12 protein-coding genes and 3 pseudogenes are annotated in these 12,082 nt (G+C 51.1%); 8 read left to right on the top strand and 7 right to left on the bottom strand.

The genetic code is table 11. From position 1 onward, the window contains the following. Positions 1-28: 28 nt before the first annotated feature. Entirely contained in the window at positions 29-1,426 is a 1,398-nt protein-coding gene (locus J4D97_RS21010) for a TRAFs-binding domain-containing protein (protein ID WP_208309285.1), read from the top strand. Positions 1,427-1,556: 130 nt separating this feature from the next. On the opposite strand, the gene J4D97_RS21005 is transcribed toward J4D97_RS21010, so the two are convergent. Then, positions 1,557-2,090 carry an IS630 family transposase gene (locus J4D97_RS21005; RefSeq protein WP_279592472.1) on the bottom strand — a complete coding sequence of 178 codons (534 nt, stop codon included), beginning with the start codon at positions 2,088-2,090 and terminating at the stop codon, positions 1,557-1,559. Beyond that, the gene (locus tag J4D97_RS21000) at positions 2,072-2,485 is read right to left on the bottom strand and encodes a transposase (RefSeq protein ID WP_208309284.1); all 414 of its coding nucleotides are present in this window, start codon (positions 2,483-2,485) and stop codon (positions 2,072-2,074) included. Before J4D97_RS21000 ends, J4D97_RS21005 begins: the two co-directional genes overlap by 19 nt. A 284-nt stretch (positions 2,486-2,769) precedes the next feature. On the opposite strand from J4D97_RS21000, the gene J4D97_RS20995 reads away from it, so the two are divergent. Then, a protein-coding gene (locus J4D97_RS20995; protein ID WP_432207223.1) for an IS3 family transposase occupies positions 2,770-3,877 on the top strand; the annotation gives its coding sequence in 2 pieces (ribosomal slippage) (positions 2,770-3,027 and positions 3,029-3,877; 1,107 coding nt in all). A 36-nt stretch (positions 3,878-3,913) separates the two neighbouring features. Here the strand turns inward: J4D97_RS20995 and J4D97_RS20990 are convergent. The 3 genes and pseudogenes from J4D97_RS20990 to J4D97_RS20980 all read right to left on the bottom strand — a co-directional run. Beyond that, positions 3,914-4,150, bottom strand: a pseudogene (locus J4D97_RS20990) (DDE-type integrase/transposase/recombinase); the annotation flags it as partial. Between the two features lie 68 nt (positions 4,151-4,218). Further along, entirely contained in the window at positions 4,219-4,428 is a 210-nt protein-coding gene (locus J4D97_RS20985; RefSeq protein ID WP_208309283.1) for a hypothetical protein, read from the bottom strand. Between the two features lie 200 nt (positions 4,429-4,628). Then, the gene (locus tag J4D97_RS20980; protein ID WP_208309282.1) at positions 4,629-4,772 is read right to left on the bottom strand and encodes a hypothetical protein; all 144 of its coding nucleotides are present in this window, start codon (positions 4,770-4,772) and stop codon (positions 4,629-4,631) included. A gap of 296 nt (positions 4,773-5,068) precedes the next feature. On the opposite strand from J4D97_RS20980, the pseudogene J4D97_RS24045 reads away from it, so the two are divergent. From J4D97_RS24045 to J4D97_RS20945, 6 genes and pseudogenes are all read left to right on the top strand, one after another. Next, positions 5,069-6,072: pseudogene (locus tag J4D97_RS24045) on the top strand (IS701 family transposase). A 212-nt stretch (positions 6,073-6,284) separates the two neighbouring features. Further along, positions 6,285-7,088: a J domain-containing protein gene (locus tag J4D97_RS23930; protein ID WP_208309279.1), complete on the top strand. Its 804-nt coding sequence runs from the start codon at positions 6,285-6,287 to the stop codon at positions 7,086-7,088. 26 nt (positions 7,089-7,114) lie between these two features. Continuing rightward, positions 7,115-7,906, top strand: a complete 792-nt coding sequence (locus J4D97_RS20960; RefSeq protein ID WP_208309278.1) for a hypothetical protein — start codon at positions 7,115-7,117, stop codon at positions 7,904-7,906. Positions 7,907-8,057: 151 nt separating this feature from the next. After that, entirely contained in the window at positions 8,058-8,384 is a 327-nt protein-coding gene (locus J4D97_RS20955; protein WP_208309277.1) for a transposase, read from the top strand. Between the two features lie 340 nt (positions 8,385-8,724). Next, positions 8,725-9,564, top strand: a pseudogene (locus J4D97_RS20950) (IS3 family transposase); the annotation flags it as partial. 305 nt (positions 9,565-9,869) lie between these two features. After that, positions 9,870-10,148 carry a helix-turn-helix domain-containing protein gene (locus tag J4D97_RS20945; RefSeq protein WP_208309275.1) on the top strand — a complete coding sequence of 93 codons (279 nt, stop codon included), beginning with the start codon at positions 9,870-9,872 and terminating at the stop codon, positions 10,146-10,148. A gap of 314 nt (positions 10,149-10,462) precedes the next feature. Here J4D97_RS20945 and J4D97_RS20940 read toward each other — a convergent pair whose 3' ends face one another. Both J4D97_RS20940 and J4D97_RS20935 read right to left on the bottom strand, forming a co-directional pair. Beyond that, positions 10,463-10,978, bottom strand: coding sequence for a hypothetical protein (locus tag J4D97_RS20940; RefSeq protein ID WP_208309274.1), 516 nt, complete (start codon positions 10,976-10,978; stop codon positions 10,463-10,465). Then, positions 10,979-12,082: hypothetical protein (locus J4D97_RS20935; protein ID WP_208309273.1), on the bottom strand; the 1,104-nt coding region annotated here is incomplete at its 5' end.

The raw sequence follows: 12,082 nt of genomic DNA, 5'->3' as shown, positions 1-12,082 counted from the left end.
GAAGAAAATCAATTAAAAACAACGATTCATGAGCACCCAAATCGTGGTTACCCCCCCCCATCGCCCGCTATGTTTCGTGCTGATGCCCTTTGGCACCAAGTCTGACGGCATGGGCGGCACTGTCAACTTCGACAAGGTGTATCACCAGATTATCAAGCCCGCCATCGAGCAGGCGGGCCTGGAGCCCCTGCGGGCCGATGAGGAAGTCATTGGGGGCTTCATTCACAAGCCGATGTTTGAGCGCCTGATTTTGTGCGAGTACGCCGTAGCCGATTTGACGGCCGCCAACGCCAACGTGTTTTATGAGTTGGGCGTGCGCCACGCCGTGCGCCCTTGGAGCACGGTTATGCTTTTTGCCCAGGGCGGGCGCCTGCCGTTCGACATCGCGCCCATTCGCACGCTGCCTTACCAACTAGACCCGGTTGGCAACCCCAGCGCCGCCGAAACAGACCAGTCGGCCCTCACCGCTTTGCTGAATGAGGCCAGGAGAACGGCCGGAGAGCACGAAAGAGGCCCCATCGACAGCCCGCTTTACCAGATAGTGGAAGGCTATCCAGCCATAGACCATACTAAAACGGACGTTTTCCGGAACAAGGTAGCTTACTCAGAAGCAATTAAGAAGAAATTGGCAGAAGCTCGCACGCAAGGGCTGGCAGCCGTTCAGGAAGTAGCTGTAACTCTGGGCGACCTGAGTAACCAGGAAGCCGGCGTGCTTATTGATTTGTTGTTGTCTTACCGAGCCGTAAATTCCTGGACAAGCATGACCGAACTGGTTGAGCGTATGCCACGCCCCCTGGCCGATACAGCATTGATACAAGAGCAGTATGGCTTTGCACTGAATCGTGCCGGCCGGGGGCAGGATGCCGAGCGGGTACTAACCGACCTAGTTAAGCGCCGGGGGCCAAGCAGTGAAACCCTCGGTATTTTGGGGCGGGTTTACAAAGACCAATGGGAAGCTGCCCTGGTGAAGGGCGATAGACGAGTTGCCAACGCCTTGCTGGACAAGGCGATTACGACCTACTTGTGGGGCTTCGAAGCCGACTGGCGAGATGCCTACCCAGGCATTAATGCTGTGACACTTATGAGCATGAAAGACAACATTGACCCACGTCAACAGCAGCTCCTGCCAGTAGTTCGGTACGCCGTTGAGCGTAAAGTAAGCGCTGGCACCCCTGACTACTGGGATTACGCTACCTTACTGGAACTGGCCGTTCTGGCCGACGATGAAATAGCTGCCGACCAGTACTTGGGCCTGGCCTTCACTACGGCTTACGACTCTTTTGCGCCTACAACGACTGCTCGTAACCTCCGTTTGATCCGGGAAAGCAAAGAGCGCCGGGGAGAGTCAAAGAACTGGATTCAAGAGTTGGAAGCCGAACTGCTAGCGAAAGCAAATCCGCCCGCAAAAGCCAACGGGAATAGTTGAAATGTTGAGGTTTATTAACTGGAACGTTCAGTAAGCAGTCTTGCTCATCCTGCCCTAAGTGAGTGCTTCAAGGGGAGATGAATGGTCTGCAAACCTGTATCACAGCGAGACACTTAGAGCAGTTCTCAGGTCAATGTACGTGGTAGCCGCAGTGGGCAAACCAATTCCGGGCATCTAGGTCGCTGATCCACTCGGCGGCGGCTTGGAGGGCTTCTTCCAAGGCCTGCTGGGTGCGGGTTTGCAGTTGGCGTAGCTTGGTTTTGAGCTTGCTGAAGGCGAGTTCGATGAGGTTGAAGTCGGGCGAGTAGGGTGGCAGGTATAGCAGGCGGGCGCCGCGGGCGGCGACGAGTGGGGCCAGGCGCTCGAGCTTGTGGGCGGGCAGGTTGTCGAGCACGACCACGTCGCCCGGCCGCAGCGTGGGCCCGAGCACCTGCTCGAGGTAGGCGGCAAAGACGTCCCCGTTGACGGCCCGGCTCACGGTCATGGCCGCCCCGAACCCATGCGGGGTGAGGGCGGCGATGAGCGTCACGTTCGGCCCGGCGTGCAGCGGCACGCCCTGGCCCACACGCGCCCCACCCGGGGCCCGGCCGTAGCGCCAGCAGTAGGTCAGGTTCGTGCTCGTCTCGTCCACGAAGTGGAAGCGGGTCACGTCCTCGCCCTGCATGGCTTCGACGAATGCTCCCCGTGCCGCCCTGACCCGTTCGGTGTCGCGCTCGGCAGCGTGCAGGTGCTTTTTTTACGCCGCCAGTCCAGCCGCTGCACCGCCCGCCCCAGCGTAGACTTGCTGACGGCCGGCCCGCCGACGGCCGCCAGCCATACGCACAGTTCGTCGAGCGTGGCGTCGGGCTGCTGGCGCAGGCAGGCGACGTGTAACTGCTGGCCGGCGTCGGTCAACTGCGGCGCCGGGCCGCCGCGGTGGGGCAGCGCCGCCACGCGGCCGCTGGTGCGCTGGCGTTGCCGCAACTTGGTCACGAACGAGACCGACACGCCGAAACGCGCCGCTACCGTGCCGCTCGCCGCCGCTACCCGTTCACGCAAATCATCCGAATACGCTTTCATGCCCGAAATTTACCACAGTAACGATACACTGACTTGGGAACCGCTCTAAAATAGAGCATATCGGATGTATCTTGCTGTAGTAATAGGCAGCTTTCAAGTCCCCTTCACTAGTATCCTTAACGTTCTGCATCATGTCGGCGACCAGCAAACGTAAACACGTATTTATTGAGTCACCACAGCAAGGATGACGCGAAGATAACGGTGACCTCCCCCTAAGAAACTGGACCACGCTAAAGTAGAGCAATCAGGCACTTGTTGTATCTTAAAACCAAGAGACACTTGCCATGAAAAAGACCAAGTTTACCGAGGCCCAAATCGTGTTTGCGCTGCGCCAAGCCGACACGGGCATAGCTGTCGCGGAGGGATGCCGCAAGATGGGTATCAGTGAGGCGACCTACTACAACTGGAAGAAGAAATACGGTGGGTTGGGCGTACTCGAACTGCGCCGTTTGAAGCAACTGGAAGAGGAGAATCTGCACCTCAAACAACTCGTGGCCGACCTGAGCCTGGACGCAGGACGTACTGAAAAAAAAGTTTTGAGGCCCCAAGCAGCGTCGGCACGCGGCCCAACACTTGATCGACGCCTACCGGTTGTCTACACGCCGGGCTTGCCAACTCGTGTCGCTGCAGCGGTCAAGCTGGTACTACCAGCCGCACGGACGGGATGACACGGTGCTGCGTCAGCGCCTACGGGAGTTGGCGCAAGTGCGCATCCGCTATGGGTGTCAGCGCCTGTTCACGCTGCTACGGCGCGAAGGCTGGGCAGACAACCACAAGCGCGTCCATCGGCTTTACTGTCTGGAAGGCTTGAACTTACGCAGCAAACGGCCCAAACGCAGTCGGGCCGCTGCCCACCGGTTGGAGCGGGTCGCACTCCACCGTCCGCACCAAAGCTGGAGCATGGATTTTGTGGCGGATAATCTCTTTGATGGCCGCAAAATTCGGGCCTTAACAATAGTCGATAACTTTAGTCGCCAGTGCTTGGCTATCCACGCCCCGAGGCAGTCGCTCAAGGGCGAAGATGTCGTAACCGTGATGACACGCTTACAGCAGCAGTTGGGCGTAGTACCCGAGCGCATCCAGGTCGACAACGGCAGCGAGTTTATTAGCAAGGCGCTGGACCGCTGGGCCTACGAACAGCAGGTCACGCTAGACTTCTCACGACCGGGCAAACCAACGGATAACCCGTATATCGAGTTTGAGTCGTTTAACGGCAGCTTCCGCGACGAGTGCTTGAATGTGCACTGGTTCCTGTCACTGACCGATGCGCAGGATAAAATCGAGCACTGGCGGCAGGAATACAATGGTTTCCGACCGCACAGTTCCTTACAGAACTTACCGCCCAATCAGGTAATGGCTGCGGCCACTACGGTCGAGCTTCAGAACGCCTGAACCCTAGTTTTGGACGGATCAGTAAATGGGAGGAGGTCAGTTCCCCGGCCGGCTATAGCTAGCCAGTGCCTGGGCTTTTTCGATGCGCGTCCGGCAAGTCAAGCTGGTGTATTGACTGCCGCGGTCGGCGTGCATAATGAGGCCCGGAGCTGGTTGGCGCAGCGTCAGCGCTTGCTCCAGGACCGTGAGTACTAGTTCGGTAGACATCTGCTGGTCCAGGTGCCAGCCGACTACGCGTCGCGAGTAGGTATCACGCCAGGTAGCCAGATAACACCAACGCCCGCCAGGGGCAGATAGGCGATGTCACCGACCCACACCTGATTTGGGACCGTGGGCACAAGCTAGCCCAGCAACAGGTTTTCGGCCACCACGGCCGCGGGGTCGGCCACAGTGGTGCGGGGGCGTTGCGAACGGGTACTCAGCGCCCGCCAGCCGCAACGACGTAGCCAGCTGCGCAGGGCATAACGCTCAACAGCGTGTCCTTCCGCCCGCAGACGCCGCGTACCATAGCGCTGAGCATGGCGCGAAAAGGCGGTGCTGACCTGTAGCACGCGGCAGAGCACCTACACAGGCTGCTCAGTGTCTGCAACTTGCTTGATAAACTGGTAACGGCTTATGGGTGAGGCAGTTGTGCAAAGATAGTCACGACTTTTTTTAACATATCGCGCTCCTGCTCCATGCGTTCGAGTTCGGCGCGCAGACGTTTTATCTCTTCGCGCTCTACACTGCTAGGAACAGCTTAGGCCAACGCCTAGCGCTGCCAGCGGCCCTGGGCGCGGGCCACGTCGGTTTGTCGGGCACCAGCGGCTTCTTGGCGCACGCACTCGGCTTTAAAAGCCGACGTGTATTTCTTGCGGGTTAGTGGCGAGCCGCTCGGATTATTGTTGTCGGGCATGAGCAGTGGAAGGTAAGACTTGCCACTGTCTGTTTATACTCGACCACCCCAGTTCGGGAAATGCTTGCGCGGACACATGGTTGGCGAGGGTAAACGCTTCGGCCACATGTCACGCGCGAGCGAATGAGACAGCTAATTCATTTAAAGTCTTATCTATTACACCTCGGCTTAATATAGCCGTCATCATTTGCTGAAGATCACCCGATTGCTTGATTAGCATAAAACGCTTTTGGTTGCGACCATTCAGTTTTACTATTAGGACTTACGCGAAAGCGGGTTAACTTGAGTAAAACGGCGTGAAAGTCACGGCTCAGCTTTACGGGCAGTTTCTGCTCAGCAGTCAGGTCACCTATACCGGCACCTACCTGGCCGAGTACTTGGCCAGCCTCAGGTACGACAACGTGCAATACTTCCTCAAAACCCGCTGTTTCAGCCAGAGCCAACTCTGGCAGCAGGTGTGGGGCGAGTTCGTGGTCAGCGCCCGCGGCTACGTGCTCTTCGACGACACGGTGCTCGACAAGTCGCACAGCCATAAAATCGAGCTGGTGCGGCGCCAGTACTCGGGCAACGCCCACGGCATCATCCCCGGCATTGGGCTGGTGAGCTGCGTGTACGTCAACCCCGACACGGACAATTCTGGCTGCTCGACTACCGCCTGTTCGCCCTCGACGTCGACGGTAAAGACAAGCACCAGCACGTGGTGGACATGCTCACGTAGTTGCGCGTGCGCCAAGTGCCCTACTGCACCGTGCTCATGGACAGATGGTACGCCACCACGGCCCTATTCAAGTGGCTCATCGAAGAAAAGAAGCTGTTTTACTGTCACTTGAAGAGCAACCGCCTGGTCGATGACTCGGGCGGGCAGCAGCCCTACCAGCCGCTGGCGCTGCTCGCCTGGTCAGCCCAGCAGGTGGCCCAGGGCAAGCTACTCAAAGTCAAGAAAATGCCCCAGGATGTCAAGTTGAACTGTTTCCGCGTACTGGTGTCACCCCACCGGACGGACTATCTCGTGACGAACGAGCTGGCGCAAAACGACACGCAAGCTGCCGAGCAAGAAAGCAACGTGCGCTGGTTGATCGAGCAGTTTCACCACGAAGCCAAACAACTCACCGGCTTGCAGGCCTGCCAGTGCCGGCTGGCGCGCAGTCAGCGCAACCTCATTGCCCCGGCCCTGCACACCTGGGCGTGTCTGAAGTATTTAGCCTACCAGATCAACACCACCGTTTATCAACTCAAGCAAAGCTTGTTAGACGACTATCTGCGCCGCGAACTCGCTCAGCCTACCCTGCGCTTTGCGTAAGTCCTAGCATATAAATACATAAGTTAATTAACTATATTACAAACTAGTTTAAATGTTCTGAAGCTTAGATACCTCGAAATATGAAAACTTCAATAACATGTCAATATTGCAAGAAAAGGCACATTGAAATAGTTAGAAGCATCCGCTATATGTATGGGCTGATTATATTTTGTGTACGAGGCAAAAAACTATTTATCGGTTGTAAGCAATGCGTGAAAATTAAAGTTGTAAACAATTTATTAAGAACTTTCTTGCTTGGATGGTGGAGTCTACCATGGGGACTGATAAATATATTTTTTATAATAGATAACATATATAAACTCATTTGGCCCTTTGAAGAAAAGGCAGAAATAAAAGAGATGGAAAGATTTTTATCAGAAGTTGATATTGATATCAATGATATTTTGTTAGGAGAAGATGGGCTTAGTAAAAGTCAGCGGGAATTTATGCAAAGATTAAGCTATGTGTTATTTCAAGCGATCAATGCTGATGGAGAATGGCACAAAGATGAAGAGGCAAGAGCAATAAAAGTTATATGTTCCAACGTTAATGACATCTTGACGCCTATTCAAGCAAAGTCACTACTTGATAAAGCTGGCCTGCTTAGATTAGATTTATTAAATATTGATGAGGAAGAAAAGATAATGTTATTACAAGAAGCAATAATTTTAACCGGTATAGATGGCGTCTTAAAAAGTTCAGAAAGAGAATATTTATATAATTTAGGACTGCGCTTAGGTTTGCATAAGGAATTTATTGATAGCAATATCAATAAAATATTATTTGATAAATACGTTGAAGAATTGAGTGAAGAGCTGGAACATGCATGTAATATTATGAACCTTAGTATCAGGTCATCATTAAAAGATATTAAGAATAGGTACAGAGAAATGATGTTAATAAACCATCCAGATGTCGCTCATGGATTACCTAGAAGTACAGCAGAAGCAACTGCAAAGAAAATAAATTGGGCATATAAAGTGTTAAAGGATCATGCAAAAGTTAATCCTTTGTAGAACAATCGAAATTAAAACTTGTATACATGACAGCAAGATCATTCACTGAAACTTGTAAGCTTCGTCAAAGAACAACCATTTATGGTCGTAATATTTTAGGCTTTGGAGTATTGCTGTTGTTGTTTATTGCCTCTAAATATGAAGGGAAAGGCTATTCTGATTACTTTGTATTATATATTTTTGTATTAATTTTCGTCGTTGTGTTATCAATGATGAATGCTTATAAAAGCAAACCTAATAAAATTTTATTATTGCGTCCATTTAACGTTAGTAGTAGCAGTAAATTTTTAAAAAAAATAGTCAAAAGAGAAATTTCTTTTGCTGGTTATACATTTACGCTTGAGGATAAATATTTGAAAAATAACGTGTTTAAAGATAAAATATTGGATTTTATCTTTAAATTAGGTAGGGTAACTTATTTTTTGTCACCTATTTCGTGTTCGATTCATAAGAAATCAAATTTAGATGAGTTAGAAAGCTTGTTGAACAATAATTGGAAGTTGGCTTGGCAATATTTGATTTATGGGGACAGGCTTATTAAGATTAGTTCTTCAGATTTTTACTGGCAGAGAACGGTGGAATTGATAGCCGAAAATGTGGATATTGTATTATTCGATATCTCTGAAATAGGTCCTGGCAGTGTTTGGGAAATATCACAAGTAAAAAGATTTATTAATTATAAAAAAGTAATATTTATATGCAATAAAGCGGATAATATCAATGCAAGAAGAATCATTAGAAAGTTTTTCCCAGACGTAGAGGCAAAAGTGTTCGATTATGAAAATGGTGAATTTAAGGATAAGCAAATATTTATTTGATAATATATTGTAGCTGTTGCAGAAGTAGGTAGCTGGCCAATGGTATCTTAGGTATATACAGGGCCACAAGCAGTTCACCGGTAAAGTCGTTAAGCGCTTCTGAGGTGGTCGGATAAATCTGGACAGAATAGGGTCTACTCTTTCGAGAGTCATGAAAGACAGCCCTCAACCCGTCAAACGCCAGCGCTACGATGCGGCTTTCCGCGCCGAGGCCCTGCGCCTAGCCGGTGAAAGCCGCTCGACCCGCGCCCTCAACATCAGTCCCAAGATGCTCTACAAGTGGCAAAAAGAAGCGCTCACGCCGGTCACAGCAGCCCGCGGGGCGGAGTTGGATCCGGATATGGCAGCCGAATTACGTCAGCTGCGGGCCTTGGCTCGGCGGCAGGCGCAGGAACTGGACATTTTAAAAAAGCCATCGCCATCGGAATGCTCTAGCCGCATTATCGCAGACCGAGACCCCATGAGGGCCTTCTTATAGCAGGGAGAGGGTAAAATTACTGTAAGCTATTCTGAAGGAGGGTCAGAAAGTCGCAACTTATTGAGCTACTACAGATTGCAGGTATTTAAGCCCAATAAGCTCGCAAATTGGGTCCAACAAGACGGTTCAGAAAAGAAGAGGGACTTTGCTTTTTAACCCTGACTTGTTGAACTAACCATATGGCCTATTTCAGTACAAAGTTCTATTATCGACTTCAATTAATTCCATTGCTGGACTGTAAAGTCCTTAGAGTAAGTTTATCCCCCCGCTGCTATAAGAAGGTCATGAGCCGCTATCGCTTCATTGCGGCGTAGCGGGAGCAGTACGCCGTGAGGCTTGCCAGTTGGTGCAGGTGCTGGCCAATGGCTATTACGCGTGGCAACAGGCGCAACGACAGGCAGCAACCAAGCCGGAGCCGGCGTGGGAAATGGCGCTGGTCAAAGTCTTCGGCGTGCACAAGCGCTGTTATGGCACGCGCCGCCTCCAGGTCGCGCTGCGCAACAAGGGGCATCGGGTGGGGCGGCAGCGCCTGCGGGCCACCATGCGCCGCCGGGGTCTGTACGCGCTCCAGCCGAAGGCGTTTACGCCGCGCACCACCAACTCCACCCACGGGCTGCGCTGCGCGCCGAACCGGCTGCTCAACCAGCCTAAGCCGACCCAGGCCAACCGGATATGGGCCAGTGACATCACCTACCTGCCGCTGGCCAACGGCGACTGGGCCTACCTGTGCTCTTTCCAGGATATGACTAGCAAGCAGGTAGTCGGCTGGCAGATCGGCGCCACCATGCCCGAAGAACTTATTGCCACCGCCTTGCAACGGGCCTTTTGGGCGCAGCCACCGACGCCCGGCCTGCTCGTGCACTCGGACCGGGGTGGGCAGTATTGCGGCAACGCTTACCGGCAACTGCTGCGCGACCACCAGGCCGTGCGCTCGCAGAGCCGCCGTGGCGATTGCTACGACAATGCGCAGGCCGAAAGTCTGTGGTCGCGCCTCAAAACGGAGGTCCTGAAAGTCCGTAAGCGGCACGTTTTTGCGGACCTAGCCGATGCGCAACGCAGCGTGGCCGAGTATTTTGACTACTATAATTACGAGCGACTGCATTCCAGCATCAACTACCAAACACCGTATCTTACTCATCAACAGCTTCTTCAACCTAATGCCCTAAACTGTCCAGCATAATCGGACCACCTCACGGTGGGACGGTAGGGTCCAACGGTGTAGAAGTCGGTCAGGTGCTCCACGAGCTGCTCTGGGTTTTGGCCAAAGACCTCAGCGTCCGGGAAAAGGCTATAGATAAAATCGTTGAGCGCGTGGGTAATAATCATTAAGCAGTTGTTACTTGTCGAAAGCAGCTAGGGTGAAGAGGTAAAGATAAAGTAGGCTGTCTTCTCTGCCTATGCTTGATGGTGATACCCTTTGCCGGGGCTTTCGTGGTTACCTAAGTCCCTTGTTCATGATGGTGCTCTGGAGCAATTGACAAAATTATGGATAATCCCTTTGAAGTACTTGACAAACGCCTGCGTAATCTGGAAGCACTCATGCAGGAGATCCTTCAGCATCTGCGCGCTGGTGCTCCCGTTGCTGAACCTATGATAGGTGGCATTGAACTGGCACAGGAGATTACCCGCCTAAGCAAGGCTCGCATTTATGCCTTGGTATCTGCCCGCCAGATTCCCCATGCCAAGCGGGGGAACAAACTGTATTTTACCCGCAATGAGTTACAGACTTGGATTGCTGTCGGAAATCGCACTCCTTATCCTTAGTACTATTCGCACAAAGCGCTGTATCATCGTATTTACGGCCTCAGTGCTAGTGCTCGTCACGAGGCTGGGCAGAGCATGAGCTGGCGCGGTATAACGTCTATGCGAAATCCTTTTGGAGTCGGCTCAAGACGGACTTACTTGCTAGTGGCAGCTTTGCTAAGCTCGCCGAAGTTGAGCTGAAAAATTAGCCATTATATAGTCTACCACAACGCTAAATGCCGGCATTCGGCACTTGGTTAGCTTACCCCCAAAACCCACTTGCAAACTACGTCCCAACTCTGTGCGGCCTAGCTAGACTACCTCACACAATAATATTAGGCCGTAACGTTAAATGCTTCAACTTCCTGTAAGAAGTGGATTACACTATGATTGTAATCGAAGTACTGCTTGTCTTCCTTGAGTTTACTGCGCATTATATCAAACCCTCCGTGGGCGTACTCTTCCATCAAGCGCATTAAATTCCACGCTTTATCGTCTGTTTGCTCATCCGTAAGACCCTCTAAATCAATAAGATTAATATCGGAAAGGGCCAACAGGCCCATGAAGATATACCTTGTCATGTCTCGGGGACGCCATGCATCTATCTCTATAAACTTTGTTCCTTCCGCACGATCAAAAGGTATTCTGTAATTAAGGCGCATTCCTAAAATAGTTGCATACAGATAGCACTGGTAATAATTACTGAAGAGCTTGCCTTGCGATGATTTTTCCTTCTCACTACCGACTGATGTATCAAAAGCGCGTTTTCGCGACATGCTTTCAATTATATCTTTAAATGCGTTGGGATAGTGTGGCGTTTTCCTCACGAAAATATCAAAGAGCGTTTTCATCTAGCAATCAACTTTCTTAATTTGTACTTCTAATTCATTTCTGAACTTGTTCGTAGCATCATCTTTCATATCTAGCTGATACACATTTAGCTTCTTGTCCGCTAGCTCATCCTTAAGTTCACGTAGGCGATCCGCGTCAGGAGAGTAACGATCCCTACGACTAGGATCCTCAATGAGGAGCTCTTTCATGATGATAATGCTCTGGCTAAAAGTATTGGCCGTTTCCTTTAAGAAAGCCTTTGTCTTGGCTATGTCAAAGTCCGATACCGGCGCATCTGATATTAGCGGGTATCTTGATGCCTCATTTCGCTGTTTGTTAGTTGAGACGGTAGCCAAAATGATTGAAAGCTTCAAAGAACTTACCAAAGAAGTATTCAAATTCCCGACTTCACGTTCATTTGAGTCGATAATTACCGGACGATAGCCACCATTTACTGTCTTGACGAACTTGATTGCTCCGTAAAAAGCACCCGTAGGGGAGTTGATGTTTGCATAATGGCTATTCGCCGTTTCCTCCAAAGCGTCAACTAGCTCCTGATACTTCTGGCTTTTTACCTTCTTGCACAACTCTTCCAGATCCTGCAGTAGCTCTTTCCGTTTCACTAGGTAATCGGGGACTTCACCTTGTGAAAGGTTGTTCAGCTCATCGTTTATCTCTTTTAAACGAATCTGCTTCTGCCTTCTCTTCTCAGTATAAGTGGCAACATCGGCTGAATACTTGCTGATATCTGAAGTAGCTCCGTACATCGTATTGATGACATCCGCAGAATTTGTAATGCCGCTGATTCTGATTACATCCCTGATTTCACGGTCTTGTGTTTCGAGTTCTTCTTCAAGCAGAGCTTTGCTTTGCTTCAACTCGTTCATTTTTTCGAAGGCAACCTTGATGCTTTTCTTCGACTGTTTAATAGGCTTTTTCAGGGCCAATCCATCGGAATAAAGGCGTTGAAAAAAAGATTGAAGCCGAAATTTTGGCGCTTCATGTTGCTCTTCTAGCGCGGTTGGCAGAAGCTCTAAAATGGCATTGTAGCCTTCGCTTCCCTCCGGGGTTGGCTGATTGCATACCAAGCAGCGCTCTTCTTTAAGCATTTGCTTTACATAGAC

This window comes from Hymenobacter defluvii (assembly GCF_017589435.1).
Taxonomy (GTDB): domain Bacteria; phylum Bacteroidota; class Bacteroidia; order Cytophagales; family Hymenobacteraceae; genus Hymenobacter; species Hymenobacter profundi.
The sequence above is the reverse complement of the archived record's forward strand: the minus strand, read 5'-3'. Positions and strand labels throughout refer to the sequence as shown.

Excerpts from the sequence above, each read along its gene's own strand:
- J4D97_RS21010 (WP_208309285.1), top strand. The coding sequence starts at position 29 with ATGAGCACCCAAATCGTGGTTACCCCCCCCCATCGCCCGCTATGTTTC.
- J4D97_RS21005 (WP_279592472.1), bottom strand. The coding sequence starts at position 2,090 with ATGCAGGGCGAGGACGTGACCCGCTTCCACTTCGTGGACGAGACGAGC.
- J4D97_RS21000 (WP_208309284.1), bottom strand. The coding sequence starts at position 2,485 with ATGAAAGCGTATTCGGATGATTTGCGTGAACGGGTAGCGGCGGCGAGC.
- J4D97_RS20980 (WP_208309282.1), bottom strand. The coding sequence starts at position 4,772 with ATGCCCGACAACAATAATCCGAGCGGCTCGCCACTAACCCGCAAGAAA.
- J4D97_RS20960 (WP_208309278.1), top strand. The coding sequence starts at position 7,115 with ATGACAGCAAGATCATTCACTGAAACTTGTAAGCTTCGTCAAAGAACA.
- J4D97_RS20955 (WP_208309277.1), top strand. The coding sequence starts at position 8,058 with ATGAAAGACAGCCCTCAACCCGTCAAACGCCAGCGCTACGATGCGGCT.
- J4D97_RS20945 (WP_208309275.1), top strand. The coding sequence starts at position 9,870 with ATGGATAATCCCTTTGAAGTACTTGACAAACGCCTGCGTAATCTGGAA.
- J4D97_RS20940 (WP_208309274.1), bottom strand. The coding sequence starts at position 10,978 with ATGAAAACGCTCTTTGATATTTTCGTGAGGAAAACGCCACACTATCCC.